This is a genomic window from Streptomyces sp. CS113, from assembly GCF_002188365.1.
Classification (GTDB): Bacteria; Actinomycetota; Actinomycetes; order Streptomycetales; family Streptomycetaceae; genus Streptomyces; species Streptomyces tendae.
Window position 1 is genome coordinate 5,956,203 of the sequence record NZ_KZ195574.1, and the last position, 17,738, is coordinate 5,973,940.

Annotated in this window: 14 protein-coding genes; 6 read left to right on the plus strand and 8 right to left on the minus strand. The window is 72.1% G+C overall.

Annotated features, from left to right (window positions below; genetic code table 11):
• Positions 1-54: 54 nt before the first annotated feature.
• Together B9W62_RS26610 and B9W62_RS26615 are read right to left on the minus strand one after the other, a co-directional pair.
• Positions 55-1,239: an MAB_1171c family putative transporter gene (locus tag B9W62_RS26610; RefSeq protein WP_087809521.1), complete on the minus strand. Its 1,185-nt coding sequence runs from the start codon at positions 1,237-1,239 to the stop codon at positions 55-57.
• Complete coding sequence (locus B9W62_RS26615) at positions 1,236-1,757, minus strand: toxin (RefSeq protein WP_256976590.1); 522 nt, start codon at positions 1,755-1,757, stop codon at positions 1,236-1,238. The genes B9W62_RS26610 and B9W62_RS26615 overlap by 4 nt, the downstream gene beginning before the upstream one ends.
• A gap of 245 nt (positions 1,758-2,002) precedes the next feature.
• On the opposite strand from B9W62_RS26615, the gene B9W62_RS26620 reads away from it, so the two are divergent.
• The 4 genes from B9W62_RS26620 to B9W62_RS26635 are packed head-to-tail and all read left to right on the plus strand — an operon-like array spanning position 2,003 to position 6,716.
• The gene (locus B9W62_RS26620) at positions 2,003-3,361 is read left to right on the plus strand and encodes an extracellular solute-binding protein (RefSeq protein ID WP_087809523.1); all 1,359 of its coding nucleotides are present in this window, start codon (positions 2,003-2,005) and stop codon (positions 3,359-3,361) included.
• Entirely contained in the window at positions 3,358-4,299 is a 942-nt protein-coding gene (locus B9W62_RS26625) for a carbohydrate ABC transporter permease (protein ID WP_087809524.1), read from the plus strand. The genes B9W62_RS26620 and B9W62_RS26625 overlap by 4 nt, the downstream gene beginning before the upstream one ends.
• The gene (locus tag B9W62_RS26630) at positions 4,296-5,159 is read left to right on the plus strand and encodes a carbohydrate ABC transporter permease (protein WP_087809525.1); all 864 of its coding nucleotides are present in this window, start codon (positions 4,296-4,298) and stop codon (positions 5,157-5,159) included. The genes B9W62_RS26625 and B9W62_RS26630 overlap by 4 nt, the downstream gene beginning before the upstream one ends.
• A gap of 51 nt (positions 5,160-5,210) precedes the next feature.
• Positions 5,211-6,716, plus strand: a complete 1,506-nt coding sequence (locus tag B9W62_RS26635) for an arabinosylfuranosidase ArfA (protein WP_087809526.1) — start codon at positions 5,211-5,213, stop codon at positions 6,714-6,716.
• A gap of 24 nt (positions 6,717-6,740) precedes the next feature.
• Here the strand turns inward: B9W62_RS26635 and B9W62_RS26640 are convergent, their stop codons facing one another.
• On the minus strand, positions 6,741-9,497 hold the full coding sequence (locus tag B9W62_RS26640) for a beta-galactosidase (RefSeq protein ID WP_087809527.1): 2,757 nt from the start codon (positions 9,495-9,497) through the stop codon (positions 6,741-6,743).
• 96 nt (positions 9,498-9,593) lie between these two features.
• Between B9W62_RS26640 and B9W62_RS26645 the strand changes: the two genes are divergently transcribed.
• Positions 9,594-10,052, plus strand: coding sequence for an RrF2 family transcriptional regulator (locus B9W62_RS26645; RefSeq protein WP_087812120.1), 459 nt, complete (start codon positions 9,594-9,596; stop codon positions 10,050-10,052).
• A gap of 64 nt (positions 10,053-10,116) precedes the next feature.
• On the opposite strand, the gene B9W62_RS26650 is transcribed toward B9W62_RS26645, so the two are convergent.
• The gene (locus B9W62_RS26650) at positions 10,117-11,331 is read right to left on the minus strand and encodes an RNA-guided endonuclease InsQ/TnpB family protein (protein ID WP_087809528.1); all 1,215 of its coding nucleotides are present in this window, start codon (positions 11,329-11,331) and stop codon (positions 10,117-10,119) included.
• A 364-nt stretch (positions 11,332-11,695) separates the two neighbouring features.
• Here B9W62_RS26650 and B9W62_RS26655 point away from each other — a divergent pair, with 364 nt between their 5' ends.
• Entirely contained in the window at positions 11,696-12,664 is a 969-nt protein-coding gene (locus B9W62_RS26655) for an arabinan endo-1,5-alpha-L-arabinosidase (RefSeq protein ID WP_087809529.1), read from the plus strand.
• 39 nt (positions 12,665-12,703) lie between these two features.
• On the opposite strand, the gene B9W62_RS26660 is transcribed toward B9W62_RS26655, so the two are convergent.
• From B9W62_RS26660 to B9W62_RS26675, 4 genes are all read right to left on the minus strand, one after another.
• Positions 12,704-13,915 carry a PucR-like N-terminal domain-containing protein gene (locus tag B9W62_RS26660; RefSeq protein WP_087809530.1) on the minus strand — a complete coding sequence of 404 codons (1,212 nt, stop codon included), beginning with the start codon at positions 13,913-13,915 and terminating at the stop codon, positions 12,704-12,706.
• A gap of 182 nt (positions 13,916-14,097) precedes the next feature.
• Positions 14,098-15,039 (minus strand): hypothetical protein, encoded by a 942-nt coding sequence (locus B9W62_RS26665; RefSeq protein ID WP_087809531.1) that lies wholly within the window; start codon positions 15,037-15,039, stop codon positions 14,098-14,100.
• 34 nt (positions 15,040-15,073) lie between these two features.
• Complete coding sequence (locus B9W62_RS26670; RefSeq protein ID WP_087809532.1) at positions 15,074-16,675, minus strand: DUF6801 domain-containing protein; 1,602 nt, start codon at positions 16,673-16,675, stop codon at positions 15,074-15,076.
• A gap of 119 nt (positions 16,676-16,794) precedes the next feature.
• Positions 16,795-17,427, minus strand: coding sequence for a hypothetical protein (locus tag B9W62_RS26675; protein WP_087809533.1), 633 nt, complete (start codon positions 17,425-17,427; stop codon positions 16,795-16,797).
• Positions 17,428-17,738 lie beyond the last annotated feature (311 nt).

Genomic DNA, 17,738 nt, shown 5'->3' on the forward strand with positions numbered 1-17,738 from the left:
CTGCGCCGCGGCCGGGCCGGCCGCCGCCGCGACCGCCCGCGGACCCGTCGCCCGTCACGCCGTGCCCGCCGTGGTCCTGCGGCGCGGCACGGCGCACGCGGCCGGTGCCCGCTCGGCCCCGGCGAGCACGTCCGCGATCCTCGCGAGGGTCGCGGGGTCCGGGGACGGGGCGGGCGGGGGTCCGGACCCGGGGACCGGTGGCGGCACCGTCCCGGCAGCGGCCTCCTGCCGCAGCGCGTCGAGGATCACCGCGGCCCAGGCCCGCGCCCCGGCCAGTCCGGGATCCCCCGTGGCCGCCAGGGCGTCGGCGCGGGTCCGGTCGTACAGGTCCCGGTCGCCGTACGCGTCCAGGTGACCGAGTGCGTTGTGGATACTCGTCCGGCGCCACATCAGGAGGGTGGCGGGGGAGGCGAACCGCGGGCGCGGCAGCCGCAGCGCCCGGCGGACGAGCAGGTCGTCCAGGGCCCGCTCCAGCGGCCCGAGCCGGGCGTACGCGCGTGCCGCCCGACGCCACTCCGACACCCGCGGCGCCACCAGCGGCACCAGCACGCCGACGACGATCAGCAGGGCCCCGAGACCGGCGGCGACCGGGGAGACGGCGGTGTCGAGCGCCGACCAGTCGTGCCCGGACCAGCGGGCGGTCACCGCGACGAGCTTGGCCAGGCTGTAACCGGCGCCGCACAGCGCACCCGCCCCGAGCAGCGTCAGCCCCGCCCGCAGCGCGCCGCGCACCTGCCGGGCCCAGCGCAGCGCGGACACCGTGGTGACGGACACCGCGGTCAGGTGCGCCAGCAGGTACAGCAGGATCATCTGGCCGATGAACGGGGTCGTCGCGTAGTAGGTGTCCAGATCGACGCGGCGCTCCACGGGCGCGTCGCCGAGCGCGAAGGTCACCGCGATGCCGAGGACCACGGCGGCGTAGGCGAGCGTCCACCGGCGTGCGGTGCGCCGCACCCGGGGCCCGCCGCGCCAGTGGACGACCAGGACCTGCGAGGCGGCGCAGTACCCGGTGATCGCCGCGTAGGTGAGCGGCGCCGCGAGATTGGGCACGCCGCTGAGCCGGTTGACCGCTCCGACCGTCGGCGGCGCCCCGAGCAGGAAGCAGAGCCCGGCCAGTCCCAGCACCGCGCAGATGGCTCTCAGGTACGGGTCGCGCCGGTGCCGCAGCAGGTCGGGCGCCTTCACCGCGAGGCCGAGCCAGAGGGCCCCGCAGCTCACGTAGTTGATCAGGCTGTTCATCGGGCCGTCCCGCGGTAGTTGAGCGCTGCGCCGATGCGGCCGGCGAGGCTCTGCGGGCTGGCCGGGCCGCCGCTCTCGGCCGCGAACACCGAGTCGGTCGAGGCGTTCAGCCAGGTGCGCAGCCGACTGCCCATCAGCATGCCGAAGCGGTCCGCCTCCTGCTCCTCGGCCAGGGAGAAGTCGGTGCGCGCCGCCACCGGCCGGGACCGGTCGCCCGTCCCGCCGTCCGCCTCCGCCGTGCCCTCGGCCCGGCGGCGGTTCATGTGCCACACCTCGTGGCACAGGATCACGATCTGGTGCCAGACGGCCGCGCGTTCGTCCACCACCACGTCGTCGTGGCTCTCGCGCTCGAGCCACAGCCCGCTCGCGGTGTGCGGCGGGAAGGCCGCCCGGTGCACGAGCACCTCCCGTCCCCGCCACGCGCTGACGGAGGCGACGAGCGCCTCGAACAGCACCTCGGGGTCGGCCGGTACGGCCACCTGGATGGGGTCGATGAGGGCGTCAGCGAGACGACGCATCTCCTTCCTGGTCCGCACCGCTGTCTCCTCGTCCCCCAGGCCGTCCTCCGGTCACCCCTGCAATATGCCAAGACGCATGCCCCGGGGGCCAGTTCCACGGCAGGTTGGAGGCCGTCTCCGCGCCCTTCGGGAAAGTCCCGTCCGAGATCTTGCCCGAACCATTGACGCGCAAGCGCTTCCCACCTACGTTTCCCGTTCGAAGTTACGAGCGACATTCGAGATATCGAACACGAATGGGGCAAGGTATGGGACGACCTGGCCTGAATCGCAGGCACTTTCTGGCCGCGGCCGGCGGTCTGACGGTCGCGGGCAGCTTCGGCTTCGCGGCGCTCGGCACCGGCGCCGACGCGCTCGCCTCCGGCGCGGACACCCGGGTGAGCTACTGGAACCTCTTCAGCGGCGGCGACGGCTACAACATGATCGCGATGCTGGACTCCTTCCGTAAGGACCACCCCGGCATCGACGTGAAGGACTCCACCCTCCAGTGGGGCAGCCCCTTCTACACCAAGCTCGCCATGGCCGCCGCCGGCAACCGCGCACCCGACCTCGGCGTCATGCACCTCGGCCGGGTCACCGGCTTCTCGCCCGGCCGCCTCCTCGACCCGTGGGACCCCGCGCTGCTCGCCGAGTACGGCGTGCGCGAGCAGGACTTCAACCCGGAGCTGTGGAAGCGCGCCGTCGTCGACGGCAAGCTCTACGCGCTGCCGCTCGACATCCACGTCCAGCTCTGCTTCTACCGCAAGGACGTACTGAAGAAGGCGGGCCTGCTCGGCGACGACGGCCGGATGGTCCCCGTCACCTCCGCCGACGAGTGGTTCGACGTGCTCAAGGAGGCCAGGAAGGCCACCGCGAAGGGGTTGCAGACCATCGGCCTGTGGCACAACGACCAGAACTTCCAGTGGTGGTTCTTCGTCGCCTTCTACACCCAGCTCGGCGGCACCTGGTTCAACGACGCGAAGACCGAGGTCACCTTCGACACCGACAAGGCCGTCCAGGTCCTGGAGTTCCTGCGCAAGCACGTCGCCGACGGCTACGCCAACCCCTCCTTCGGCGGCACCGCGGGCGCCGAGCAGTTCGTCAACGGCTCCCCCTTCGCCTGGGAGGGCAACTGGTCCGTGCCGGTCTTCGACACCGCGAAGCTCGACTACGGCGCCACCCCGCTGCCGCCCGTCTTCGGCAGGCGGGCCACCCACGCCGAGTCCCACTCCTTCGTCCTGCCGCACCAGGCCGGCCGCGGCGGCGCCGCCAACGAGGGCGCGCACCGGCTCGCCGCCTACGTCGTCCAGCACGCCCGGCAGTGGGCGGCCGGCGGCCACATCCCCGCCTACACGCCGACGCTGTCCACGGCCGCGTACCGGAAGCTGAAGCCGCAGAACGAGTACGTCTCGGCCATGGACCACCAGGCCACCGAGCCCAAGGTGTGGTTCGCCGGCTCCACCGGCATCCTCGCCCAGCGGGTCGGCCCGGTGGTCGTCTCCTCGACGACGGGCTCCGCGAAGCCCGAGGCCGCCGCCCGCCGGATGAAGGGCACGCTCACCGAACTGCTCGCCAGGAAGAACCCCATGGACGGCCGTACCGCCGCACAGGGAAGGGCCGGCGCATGACCGCCACCAGCGCTGAAACGATCATCCGCCCGGCGCGGGCGAAGACCGCGGCCGCGGGCGTGGGCATCCGCCGCGGGCAGGGCTTCCAGCACGGCGGCTGGTTCGTCGCCCCGTTCCTCGCGCTCTTCGCCCTCTTCGTGGTCTGGCCCCTGCTGCGCGGCCTCTACCTCAGCTTCACCGACGCCAACATCTCCGGCGACAGCGCGCGCTTCGTCGGCCTCGACAATTACCGCGAGGCCCTGAAGGACCCCCTGATGTGGGACGCGCTCGGGCACAGCGCGTACTTCACGCTGCTCGTCGTGCCCTGCATCACCGTCCTCGCCTTCCTGCTCGCGATGCTGGCCCACCACATCGAGCGCGGCAAGTGGCTGTGGCGGCTCTGCTTCTTCCTGCCGTTCCTGCTGCCGTCCACCGTCGCCGCCAACCTGTGGCAGTGGCTGTTCAACCCCGGCACCGGCATGGTCAACCACGTCTTCGGCCTCGAAACACCGTGGCTGACCGACAAGTCGTACGCCATGCTCGCGGTCGTCATCACCACCCTGTGGTGGACCGTCGGCTTCAGCTTCCTGCTCTACCTCGCCGCGCTCCAGGGCATCCCCGCCCACCTCTACGAGGCCGCCAAGCTGGACGGCGCGAACGCCTGGCACCGCACGGTCCGCATCACCCTGCCGATGCTGCGCCACATCACCGGTCTCGTCGTCGCCCTCCAGATCCTCGCCTCCCTCCAGGTCTTCGACCAGGCCGTCGTCATGCAGGACTTCGGGCCCGGCCCGGAGGACTCGACCCGCACCTTCGTGCAGTACACGCTCGAACAGGGCTTCACCAGCTACCGCGTGGGCTACGCCTCCGCGATCTCCATCATCTTCTTCGTGCTCATCGCGGCCGTCGCCCTCGCCCGGATGTGGCTGCTGCGCAACCGTGAGGAGGGCGGCCGATGACCACCGCCGCACCGCGGATCCGCACCCGCCCCCGCCGGAGCTGGACCCCCGGCCAGATCGTGCTCACGCTCCTCGGCACCGCCGTCGCCGCGGTGTTCCTCGCCCCGCTCGTCTGGGCCCTGTTCACCTCGCTCAAGTCGGAGACCGAGGCGGTCGAGGTGCCCACGCACTGGCTGCCGCACGACTGGACCGGCCAGGCCTGGAAGGCCCTCTTCGAGACCGGCAACATCACCAACTGGTTCGTCAACTCGCTGGTCGTGTCGGTGTGCGTGACGGCGATCGTGCTGCTGGTCGCCGCGCTCGCCGGATACGGCTTCGCCCGCACCGAGTTCCGCGGCAAGGGCGTCCTGATGGGCGTGGTGATGACGGGCCTCATGGTCTCCCCGGCCGTGCTCGGCGTCCCGCTGTTCACCACCGTCCAGCAGATGGGGATGGTCGACACCTACTGGGGCATGATCCTGCCGCAGTGCGCGCCCGCCGCGATGGTCTACATCCTCTACAAGTTCTTCCAGGGCATCCCGCGCGAGCTGGAGGAGGCCGCGTTCATCGACGGCGCGGGCCGCTGGCGGGTCTTCTTCACGATCATCGTGCCGCTGTCCCGCCCGTCGCTCGCGGCGGTCGGCATCTTCACCTTCATCAGCTCCTGGAACAACTTCCTGTGGCCCTACATGGTCACCAACAACCCCGACCTGATGACCATGCCCAACGGCATCGCGACCGTCATGAACTCCTACGGCATCCAGTGGGCCCAGCTCATGGCCGGCGGCCTGATGGCCGGCCTGCCGCTGATCGTCGTCTTCGTCTTCTTCCAGCGCCAGATCGTGGCGGGCGTGGCGCACACGGGTCTCGCCGGCCAGTAGCGCCCCACTCAGTCCCGAAGTTCCAAGGTCCCGAAGTCCCGAAAGGAAAAGATGCGTACCGCCCGCTTCACCCTCGACCCCGCCTTCACCGTCGGCGCCGTCAACCCCCGCCTCTTCGGCTCCTTCGTCGAACACCTCGGACGCTGCGTGTACACCGGCGTCTTCGAACCCGGCCACCCCGCCGCGGACGCCGACGGCCTGCGCCAGGACGTGCTGGAGCTGGTCCGGGAACTCGGCGTCACCGCCGTCCGCTACCCCGGCGGCAACTTCGTCTCCGGCTACAAGTGGGAGGACTCGGTCGGCCCGGTGGAGGACCGCCCGCGCCGCCTCGACCTCGCCTGGCGCTCCACCGAGACCAACCGCTTCGGCCTCTCGGAGTACATCGCCTTCCTGAAGAAGATCGGCCCCCAGGCCGAACCCATGATGGCCGTCAACCTCGGCACGCGGGGCGTGGCGGAGGCCCTGGAACTCCAGGAGTACGCCAACCACCCCGCCGGCACGGCCCTGTCCGACCTGCGCGCCGAGCACGGCGACAAGGACCCCTTCGGCATCCGGCTGTGGTGCCTCGGCAACGAGATGGACGGCCCCTGGCAGACCGGCCACAAGACCGCCGAGGAGTACGGCCGCGTCGCCGCCGAGACCGCCCGCGCCATGCGCCAGATCGACCCGGACGTCGAACTCGTCGCCTGCGGTTCGTCGAGCCAGGCGATGGAGACCTTCGCCACCTGGGAGGCGACCGTCCTGGAGGAGACCTACGACCTGGTCGACCACATCTCCCTGCACGCCTACTACGAGCCGCACGACGGCGACGTCGACTCCTTCCTCGCCTCCGCCGTGGACATGGAGTCCTTCATCGAGAACGTCGTCGCCACCTGCGACCACGTCGGCGCCCGCCTCAAGTCCAAGAAGAGGATCAACCTCTCCTTCGACGAGTGGAACGTCTGGTACATGAGCCGGACCGAGGCCCAGGTGAGCGTCCTGGACTGGCCGGAGGCGCCCCGCATCCTCGAGGACAACTACAGCGTCCTGGACGCGGTCGTCTTCGGCTCGCTCCTGATCGCCCTGCTGCGGCACGCCGACCGCGTCACCGTGGCCTGCCTCGCCCAGCTCGTCAACGTCATCGCCCCGATCATGACCGAGCCGGGCGGCCCGGCCTGGCGCCAGACGACGTTCTTCCCCTTCTCCCAGGCCTCGAAGTACGGCCGCGGCGAGGTCCTCGACGTCCGTGTGGACTCCCCGACGTACGACACCGCGAAGTACGGCGAGGCCGACCTGCTGCACGCCACCGCCGTGCGCGCCGAGGACGGCTCGGTCACCGTCTTCGCCGTCAACCGCTCCCGCACCGAGGCCCTCCCGCTGGAGGTCGCCCTCGGCGGCCTGCACCTGACGGAGGTCGTCGAGCACAGCGCCCTCGCGGACGCCGACCCCGACGCCCGCAACACCCTCGCCGACCCCGAGCGCGTCGCCCCGCACCCGGTGACCGGCACGGCCCTGGAGGACGGCAGGCTCACCGCCGCCCTGGAGCCGCTGTCCTGGAACGTGATCCGGCTGCGCTGAGCCGCATTCGGTGGCGGGCCCGGTTCAGCCGCGGCGCCGGCCGGGGGAGGGGACGGGCCTCACCGCGACGCCTCCGGCCGCGCTGCCCAGCAGGTCCAGGCGGACCGGGCCCGGGTCCGGCGCCGTACCGCCGTCGGTCAGGACCGCGAGGGCCAGGGTGTTGGCGGCGGCGCGGGTGCGCAGGATGCCGTTCGGGAGGACGAAGGTGTGCGGGGCGCCCGTGCCGCCGCCCACGTACTCGCCCATGTTCCAGCCGTTCAGGAAGACCTGGACGCGCACGTCGCGGGCCCGGGTGCCGCCGACGACCAGCCCGATGGAGGCGTCGGTCCGGGGCGGGACGTCCAGCCGGAACGTGGTCCGGTACCAGGTCACGCCCTGGCGCCGGTCCGCGGCCGAGGCGGCCGCCGGGGACCCCGGCTCCCACGCGCCGTCGTCGTACCCCGGCAGGTGCCAGCCGTGGCGCTCCCCGTACAGGCCGCCGTGGTTGAGCGGGCCGCGCACCGGGTCGGGCGCGGCCGCCCCGATGATCCGCCAGCGGACGTCGGGCGCGGCACCCTCGAAGCGGGCCGAGGCCAGACCGCGGGCCGCCCGGTACGCGTCCTGCCCGTGCTGGGTGCGCCGGACCAGGACGGACAGAACGGGTTCACCGTCCTCGTTGCCCCCTGCGCGCAGGGCCCGCGGCAGCCGGAAGTCCGCCGTGGCCGCCCAGGTGCCCTGCCCGTCGTCCGCCCCGCCCGGCCGGTGGCTGCCCAGCGGCTCCCCGTCCAGCCAGGCCATCAGCAGGCCGTGCGCGCCCGTGCGGTACGACAGGGACACCGACTCCAGGCCCGCGGCGCCGGTGAGCCGGCCGCGGTACCAGACGTCGCCGTAGTGGAAGCCGTAGTCGTCGGCGAAGAGCACCGGCTGCCCGTCGGGGACCGGGGTCGTGCTGAGCGACGTGCGCCGGTCGGCGACCGTCCAGCCCTCGTCGCCGTAGTCGGGCCGGACCTCGAAGTTCTCCGTGCGCCGCCGCCAGCCGTCGAGCGCGGGCAGGACCAGGTCGGGCACGCCGGGCAGCGGCCACACGGTCATCAGGCTCAGGGCGCGGCCGAGGCCCGACTGCACCCGCTCGCCGTTCCAGGTGACGTCGGTGATGCCGGGCGGTGCCCACACCTCCAGTTCGCGCTCGTCGACCGTGTCGCCGGTCAGCCGGATCACGGGACCGTCCAGCGCGGCCTCGCGCAGCAACTCGGGGCCGCGCACCAGGACCCGGCCCGACGGGGTCTCGTACGGCCACAGCCGCAGCGAGGCGGCGTCGTCGGCGAAGAGGAGGAGCAGGGTGCGGTCGGTCTCGCCGCTGCGCACCCGCAGCCGGGTCAGGCGGTCCTCCTTCAGCGGCACCATCACGTGCAGCTTGCCGTGGTCGAAGGTCCAGGCGGCCTCCTCGTCCAGCCGGGTCGGCCACGGCTCGTGGGGACAGTCGAGGACCAGGTGCGCCGTCTCGCCCGCGCGCCCGACGAACGCGGCGACGTCCAGCTTCCCGACGCTCAGCGACAGCATGGGCTGCACGGTGGCGTACGCGAGCCTGCGCCCCGAGCCCAGGTGGAGGCCGGTGGCGAGCAGCTTGGCGTCCCGGGCGGGGACGGTGACCTCCACGTCGCTCCCGCCCATCGGCACCGTCGAGGTGACGTCGGCGGCGGAGTCGTTGCGCAGGACGTAGGCGTGCGCGCCGGTGTCCGGGTTGGCCAGGTGCCGCACCCGGATCCGGGCGTCCGCGGCCCGCACCGCCGAAGCCTCGGTCATCCGCGCGAAGTCGGGCACGTGGCGCAGGAGTTGACCGAGCTGGTGGAGCGGCGCGAGCTTGTCCGTCGGCCGGCGAGCCTCGTCGATCGCCGCGGTGGGGTCGTACGTCGGGGAGGGCGCCGACGGCGCGGGCAGCCACCCCCACGAGGTGCCGCCGAACGCCATGCGGACGTTGTGCAGCGTGCTCCCGTGCGCCAGGCGGTCGAAGTGGACCCGCCGGGCCTCGGCGGCGTCCCGGGCCCCCTCCGGTTCCTCCCAGGCCAGCGGGGAGTCGGCGTGCAGCAGCGGCACCTCGATGCCGTCGGCGCGGAGCCGCGCGCGCAGGTGGTCCAGGTCGGCGCGCCCGGGGGTGTCGGCCCGGTAGAGCAGCACGGTGCCGGTGCCCCGGGTGAACTGGTGCCGGGCGGCGATCTCGTTGACCCGGCCCAGCCACTCGTCGGCGTGGCGCAGATAGGCGGGATCGGTGGTCCCGGCCCGTCCGTCGACCGTCGTCAGCCAGCCGGGCAGGCCCCCGGCGTCCACGCCGGCGCCGATGCGGGGGCCGGGGTGCAGGACGACGTACAGACCGCACTCGGCGGCCGTGCGCAGGAACAGGCCGAGGTCGCGGACGCCGGTGAAGTCGTACCGGCCGGGGGCGGGGGAGTGCTGGTTCCAGGCGAGGCGCACGCTGACCGCGTTGTGGCCGTACGCCCGCATCTTCTGGAGCACGTCCCGCCACAGGGACGGGCTCGGCAGCCGGAAGGGGTGCAGCTCGCCGGACCACAGGACCAGCCGCCTGCCGTCCACCAGCAGGGAGTACCGGTCCAGGCCGACCCGGTGGCGCCGGCCGTCGGCGCCGGGCGGACCGGGCGGCGGCCCGGTGGGCACGGGGCCCGGAGCGCCGGAGGCGGGCAGCGCCGCGCTGCTCACGCTGCCGCCCAGCGCGAGACCGAGGACGGTGGTGCCCGCGAGGGCGCTGAACGCTCGTCTGCCGAGCTTGCTGGGCCTGCTGAGCTCCAAGGGAGCCTCTCCTGTTGCGCGCGTACCTCTGGTCCCGCCAGTCGTGCGGGACGCCTGTGCCGGGCCATTGTCCCAGCGCGCGCCACAATGGTCGGCATGAGGATCTCGGCGCGTGCGGACTACGCGGTGCGGGCGGTGGTGGAACTGGCCGTCCGGCAGGACGATTGCCCGGTCAGGGCGGAGGACGTGGCCGCCGCACAGGACATTCCGCACAAATTTCTGGAGGGGATCCTCGGGGACCTCAGGCGCGGCGGCGTGGTGGAGAGCCGGCGCGGCGGGGGCGGCGGGTACCGGCTGGCGCGCGGGGCGTCGGCCATCACGGTGGCGGACGTGATCCGGGCGGTGGACGGCCCGATCGTCTCCGTGCGCGGGGAGCGGCCGACGGCGCTGGTGTACACGGGCACGGCGGGACCGCTGCTGCCGCTGTGGGTGGCGCTGCGCGCCAATGTGCGCAGGATCCTGGAGGGCGTGACGGTCGCGGACCTCGCGGCGGACGCGCTGCCGGACCCGGTGCGGGAGCTGGCGGCGGAACCGGCGGCCTGGGAGAACCCGTAGGCCGTGGCCTGGTGGGAACCGGCCGGTTTGAACCCTCCCCTCCCTGGGGGAGGGGATTCCTGGCTCAGGCTGCCTCCTGGAGCGGCGCTCCAGGAGGTCTTCCACCATCGGCACCAGCCGGGTTGAGACCAGCCCGGACGAGCATGACGCGTGCGGAGTTCTTGTCCCGTGGGGCTGTGGTTCCGCACGCGGTGCAGGTGTGGGTGCGTTCACCCAGCGGCAGGGCGTGCTTGGCTCTCGCTCCGCACTGCGCGCAGTCCATCGTGGTGTACGCGGGGTGGACCAGGCGGATGTCCCGCCCGTGTTTGCGGCCCATCTCGATCAGAGCCGTCTTGGTGGCGCCGATGGCGGCGTCCGCGGCCTTGCGGGCCATGTTTGTCCTGGTCAGGAACTTCGGGCGGAAGTCCTCGACCGCGACCACATCGTGGTCGCGGACGACCTTCTTGGCCCACTTGCGGCCGGTGTCCGCACGTTGTCGGGCGACCTTCTTGTACGCCTTCGCCCGCAGCTTCATCGCCGTCCGGTAGCCCCTCGATGCGGGGGTTCCCTTCTTCGGCCTGCGGCGGGCCATCATCCGGTCGTACCGGGTCAGCCTCTCCCGCGCCTTCCCACCGTGCGCGGGGTGCGGCAGGTCGTGCGCGTCGGACGTGGTGGTCGCGGTCTCCTTCACACCCCAGTCGACGCCGAGGACGCGCCCCGTCGCGGGCAGGGGCTGGACCTGGGCGGGGACGACGAAGGAGCAGTACCAGTGCCCGAGGTTGTCCTGGTACACGCGTACGGAGGACGGCTCGTCGGGCAGCTCCCGCGACCACACCACGTTCAGGACGATGCCGCCTGCCAGGTGCAGTCGGCCATCCTTCAGCTGGAACCCGCGCCGCGTGTAGTTCAGGGTCGCCGACGCCTCACGCCGTGTCTTCCACGTTGGCATCCCGGCCCGGCGCGCCACGGGCAGACGCCCGGCGATGTCCCGCTGGGCTTTGGCGCGGGAGCGGCCGAAGTCGCGGATGATCTGCTGCTGGGGAACGCAGGAGCCCTCCCGCAGCCACGGCGTCCGGGCGCGGGCCTCGGTCAGCATCCTGTCCAGTCGGGCCGGACCGCACATGGTCTTCTCACCGGTGGCCCTGTTGTGCAGGTGCACGGCCCTGGACTTGGCGACGCACTCGTTCCACACCCAGCGGCACCGGCCCCACTCGGCGGCCAGCAGGGCCTGAGCCGTGGACGACACCCGCAACCGATAGGTGTACCGGGCATGACCGCCCTCCGCCCTCACCTGCGCCATGTCGCCCCCTTCACTGCCGCAGCCAGGACACCGTGCTGTCCCGAACCCTGCGAAGGACCATACGTACGACAGCCGCACACACACCCGACGAACTCGCGACCGCCACCCCGACCAGCGATCACAGGCACACGTGTTCACTTCACCCTGGGCCAAGCCGGTGGCATATGTGCGCTCCGCGCGCGGGAGCGACGTAGTCGCCGGCCACGACGGGGCTCCAGCCGGCGTTTTCCGGACAGCAACTGCCGCTGGTGCCAAGGACATTGACGCGCAAGCGCTTCGACTCTAGGTTCCGTCACTGCGCAACGTCCGACAACACGACCGTTGTTCGACATACAGAACACGAGATGTGGAACAGGAGCCCCCCATGCGTCGCAGACGAACCGCACTCCTCGCCCTCCCCACCGCCGCCCTGCTCGCCCTCGTCCCCTCCACGGCGTCGGCCTACCCGAACCCCGGCCGGGTCACCGGCTCCGTCGTCACCCACGACCCGACGATGATCCGCACCCCGTCCGGGCAGTACCGGCTCTACGCCACCGGCGGCGGCATCAGCGGCAAGTCGTCCTCGGACCGCACCGCCTTCGCCGCGGGCGCCGACGCCTTCGGCTCCCGGCCCGGCTGGTGGTCCCGCTACTCGTCCGTCCCGGAGGCATGGGCGCCGGACATCTCGTACCACGGCGGGAAGTACCTGATGTACTACTCCGTCTCGTCCTTCGGCTCCAACACCTCCGCCATCGGACTCGCGGGCTCCACCACCGGGGCGCCGGGCAGCTGGAGCGACTACGGCATCGTCTACACGTCGAACTCCGCAAGCGACTACAACGCCATCGACCCGAACCTCTTCGTCGACGACGACGGCACCTGGTGGCTGTCCTTCGGCAGCTGGTGGACCGGCATCAAGATGATCCGGATCGACCCGGCCACCGGCAAGCAGCTCGCCTCCGACACCGCCCGCCGCTCTCTCGCCTCCCGGCCGACGGGCACCAAGGCCGTCGAGGCGCCGTACGTCGTCAAGCGGAACGGGTACTACTACCTCTTCGCCTCGTACGACACCTGCTGCGCCGGCACCGGCTCCACCTACAAGGTCAAGGTCGGCCGGGCGCCGAGCGTCACCGGGCCCTACCGCGACCGCAGCGGCGTCTCGATGACGGCGGGCGGCGGGACGCCGGTCCTGGAGTCGCACGGCAGCGTCATCGGCCCCGGCGGTCAGTCGATCATGAACGACGTGGACGGCGACCTGATCGTCTACCACTACTACGACGGCAACGACAACGGCACCCCCAAGCTCGGCATCAACCTGCTGGACTGGAGCAGCGGCTGGCCCGTCGCGTACTGAGCCGCACGCCGGTGCCCGCGCGCACGCCGGCCGCAGCCGTCACTCCGGGTCGTCGTGGCCCCGCAGATGGAGCGAGCGCAGGGCCACCTCGATGGCGAAGCGGTGGTCGGGGTCGGCGAGCCGGTCGCCCAGGTGGGTGTCCAGCGTCCGCAGCCGGTAGCGGACGGTCTGCGCGTGCACGCCCAGCATCTCGCCGACCTGCTCCGCGGGCGCCCGGGTGGACACGTGCACGCGCAGGGTCTCCACCAGGCGGTCGCGGCGCCTGGCGGGCAACTCGTCGAGCGGGGCCAGTTCACGGGCCGCGATCCGGTCGACCAGGGCGGGGTCGGACAGCAGCCACAGGGTCGTCAGGTGGTCCTCGCAGCGGACCAGTGGGGCGTCGGGCACGACATCGTCGTCGACGAGCTGCAACACCCGGCGGGCCCAGCGGACGGAGTCGGCGGCCTGGGTGATCGGCACGGTCAGGCCCAGCGCGGCGCGGGTGCCGGCCAGGGCGGTGCGGAGCATGTCCAGGCGGGCGGGGGTGAGGTCACCGGGCACCAGCAGGTGCGGCTGCGGGATGTCCAGGTCGGCGAGGACGTCCCGGTCGAGTCCCGCCTGGATGTGCTCCGGCGCCGGAGACCGCAGGGCGACGAGGAAGCAGGACCGGGGCAGCTCCCACGCGGCGGCCTTGCACAGTTCGGAGACGGCCGTCCGGGGCAGCGGGGAGGCGGCCAGCAGGAAGTGCAGTAACTGTCTTCGTAACGCGGACTCCTCGGAGGCGGCCCGCTCCCGGACCTCGGCGTACCCCTCGCGGGTGATCGCCTCCAGTTCCTCGACGTAGGCGAACAGGGCGTCGGCGAAGGCGAGGATCAGCGAGGGGGAGAGGCTGTACTGCCGTCCCAGGGTCTTGGCCCGGCGCAGCGCGATGCGGGCGCCTAGCCGGTAGGCGCCCTGGAGGACTTCGAGGTCGCGGCCCTCGTAGGCCTCCACCCGGCCGAACCTGCGCAGCAGTTCGTCCCGCAGCTCCGAGCTGCTGGAGGGGTCGGCCACCCGGTCCACGAAGGCGGTGAGGGCCTGTTCGACCCCCTGGCGGATCGCGTCCCCGTCCGGGCCGTTGAGCAGCCGGCCGTACACCGGGTAGCTGCGGGTGACCTCGGTGCGTATCTCGTTCAGCAGCCCCGGCAGGAGGGGGCGCATGAAGGACGCGAACTTCTTGGGGAGAGGGTCGAGCGGTTCACCGAGCACCGAGGGACGCGCGATTGAGGGCATGAGTGATCCCTTGCCGTCGACATGTCCGGTGGGGATGGGCCGACCGGGCCCCGCCCTCGGCGGGCGGAGCCTGGACCGGTCCGAAGCGTTCACCGGTCTGGCAAGCAGACGGTAAATCAACTTCGGTGTGATGTACATCTCTTGGGGAGGAAACGTGCCATCGTTGTGTGGGCCCGCGCCTGTTACTTGACGGCGGAGTGCCAGTTCTCGGCCAGCACCTTGCCGGCGTCGGGGACGACGGTGCCGGGCGCGTTGAGTCCGGTGAGGTGGGTCCGGGTGTCGTTGAGCGTGACGCTGTTGTGGCCGGCGGCGGAGGGCAGCCCGGTCTTCGCGTTCACCGCGAGGTTGATCAGACCGACGTTCAGGCCGCAGCCGGTGGCGCCGGGCACCGCGAAGGTGCTGTCGTTCTGGGTGGCGCCGGTGAGGTTGATCCGGCTCATCTCGCCGGCCGCGTCCTCGGTGCCGTCACCCTGGTAGAAGGTCATGCCGAACTCGGGGAAGGTGCGGTTCTCCGGGCGCAGCACGATCGGGTTGGCGGCCGTCCCGATGTAGCACTTGTCGCCCAGCAGCGGGTTCTCCAGGTGGATGCGGACCGGCAGCGCGACGATGGGCAGATCGGTGAGGACACCCGCGGTCTGGTCGAAGGCGTACGGTGCGCCGACCGACTCCATGGTCGCGGTGATCTTGTTGAGGCTGGAGTTCTCCAGCGACTCGCAGATGCCCGTGATGACGAATATGTCGCTCGGGCACATCAGGCCGAGCAGCCCGCCGGGCACCGTGGCGGGCTCGGCGACCAGCGCGCCGGAGGCGGGGGCGACCACCCTGCTGGTGCCGTCCGCGTTCTGGACGATGCCCATCTGGAGGTTGGTCCTGCCGGTCGTCACGGTGGTGTCGCCCAGCTTGATGGTGCCGCTCGCCGAGGTGGACACCACACACTGCGGGGTCTTCTCGAAGCCGTCGGCCGCCAGCATCGCCGGGGCGTCCACGGGGCAGCGGGTGAAGGGCGCCCACTCGCCGTTCAGCGCGGGATCGGCCGCGGTCGCCGAGCCCAGCGAGGCGAAGGCGCCGAGCGCGGTCAGCGCGGACACGGTGGCGAGCCGGGTGCGGGTGGAGATCCGGGACATGGTGGTGGCCTTCCGTGGAGGTGTGGGACGGGGATCAGCGCTCGGCGACGGGGATCTCGTAGGGCTGGAGGTCCTCGGTGCACTGGCCTTCGTTCTCAGGGCTCGGGAAGACGGGGGCGGCGATCGCGCACGTCTGGCCCTGGACCTGCTTGATGTGGTTGCCCGGACCCGAGACGGAGGCGGTGAGCAGGCGGTCGAGGTCCTCACCGTCGCTGCCGCAGCCGGTGAAGGCGGGGATGGTCGCCTCGCCGGACAGGGCACCGCCGCTCAGGAGCAGGTAGCCGGTGGCCGGCAGGCCGATGAGCTGCTCGCCCCGGCCGTACAGCACCAGGTGGTCACCGGGGAAGTTCGCGGGGTCCGGGTCCTCGGAGGTGAGGGACGTCTCGGTCCGGCATTCCGAACCGACGTCCAGGGGTGTTCCGTTGACCTCGAGGTCCAGGACGTGCAGGACCAGCGGGGCCCGGACGTAGGTGTCGGTGATCGTGGTGAAGTCGGAGAGCCGTATCTTCATGCGCGAGTCGATCCGCAGGGGAGCCGTCTGCTCCAGCACCATGGTGGCCTTCACCGGGGCGAAGTCGAAGGACAGGAAGGTCGCTTCGAAGGGCGGTGTCTGCTTGCGCTCCCGGTAGTGGAAGTTCGCGTACGACAGGGTGTCGAAGATCAGGTACTCCGGGTCGGGCGGACCCGGCACGGGCAGTCCCTGCTCGATCAGCACGCAGGACGGCGGGAGGTAGGCGGCGCCCTTCATCTTCTTCACGTTGGCGTAGCCGGTGACGTAGGCGTTGAGCGACACGTCCGTGGGCGGGTGCTGCTCGTCGTAGCGGCACGGCGGGACGTCGTCGCGGTCGGCGGCGGCGCCGGGGGTGTTCTCCAGCACCTTCGGCGAGCGCTCGGACTGCCGCTCCGGCCGCCCGTCCCCCGGCCCGTCCGGCTGTCCGTCGTCGTCCGGCGCCCCGGAGGACTCGGCCGGCCCCGAGGAGGACGGCGAACCGCTCGGTGCCTGTTCGTCCGTGCCGACCGGCACGGTGGCCAGCAGCCCCTGGCCGGGCGCGTCCTCGGCGAGGGCGCAGTCGACGGTCAGCGAGCCGGGGTCCGCGGCGGCCGGGTCGGCCGCCCCGAGCGCCAGGTCGATCGCGAGGGCACCCGCGGAGAACGTCAGGTCGCCGTCGCTCCGGCCGGCCACCGAGGGCACGTCGCCCCGCGCGACCAGCGTCAGCGGCCCCGATCCGGGCAGCGCGACCGGTTCGGACCCGCCCCGCCAGGTCGCCGTGGCCGTGGCCGCGTTCTGGGCGACGCCGACGGCGAGCCGGGTGGCCGCCCGTACCTCGGCCGCGCCCTGCGCGGTGAGGTCCGCGACCGCCTCCGCCGGGAGTTCCACGGTGGTGGTGACGTCGGACGGCGTGAACGCCTCGCCCGCCTCGGCCCGCTCCGGGAACTCCGCCGAGACCCGGACCGTCGCGGGCAGTTGCCCCGAGGGGAGGGCGCAGACGTAGGGGAGCTCGGCCTCGACCTCCTGGGTGCCCGAGGCGGTGGCCGTGGTCGGGACCAGGGCGGCGAGCACGACGAACGCGGCGATCGACGTGGTGCGGGCACGGGCCCGGGACGGCCGCGGGGCGGCGGCTGGCTTGGCTTTCATGCGACTCCGCTCGGATGGCTCGGACAAGGCGCCGGTCTGCTCGGGCACGGGGCGCGGGGCGCGGGGCCTGCGAACGCCCGGCCGGGGTGCCGGCCGGGCGGACGGGACCGGTCGGCGGCCTACGGGTTGGAGCCGACGATGGTGGGGATGGCGCCGGTGCTCGCCACCGTGACGGCGTAGTTGCCCTTGAAGGTGGGCTTGGTGGCGGTCGTGACGATCGCACCGCAGTTGACGGGGTTGCTGACCGCCAGTTCACCGGCGGTGCTGTTGACCGCCAGGACACCGGTGGAGTTGGTGTAGGTGGCCGAGGCCTTGCCCGTCACGGTGAACTTGCAGGCTCCGGCGGTCACGTTGGCCTTGACGTTGCCGACGTAGCCCGTGGTGACACCGGTGGAGGCGTTGTAGTCCACCGCGACGACGTCCCAGGGGGTGACCGACGTGGTGGTGACGTTGCCCAGGACGCTGGTGCACGGCGAGCCGGACGCGCCGAAGTTCATGGTGGTGATGTCGGCGACGTCCCCGGGGTTGCCGGTGGCGCTCGCCATCGTCCCGGCCGCGGTCGAGGTCGTGCACGTCATGGGGATGGTGGCGGTGAGCACGATGTTGCCGACGTTCACGGCCTTGAAGGCGGCCGGCGAGGGGTTGACCGTCCACACCGTGGAGGGCACCGCCGAGGACGGGGCGGCGGCGAGGCCGAGCGCCGACGCGGCCGCACACACCACGAGGGCCGACCTTCTGATGCTCTTCTTCATGACTCGGTCTCCTTGAGGGTTGACCTGCATTGCGCCGTGACGTTACTCGCCGGAAACATAGCCGAACAATGCGGAAGTCCATGATTCTTTGAAAAGTGGAACAAGCTGTTTCCGGGGTGAGTGAAACGCGATTCGGCTTAGTCACCTGCTGCCAAGGTCGAAACGTCCGCCCCGTGCCGCCGCCGCCCCGTGAGCGTCGCACGCGCCGGGGTTCCCGTGCTCACTCGATGACAAGTTCCCGGGTGGTTCTTGTGTCTTCCCTGACAGGTTCCGGAGGGCCGGGGCCGGTATCGCGGAAATCTCCGATTCCG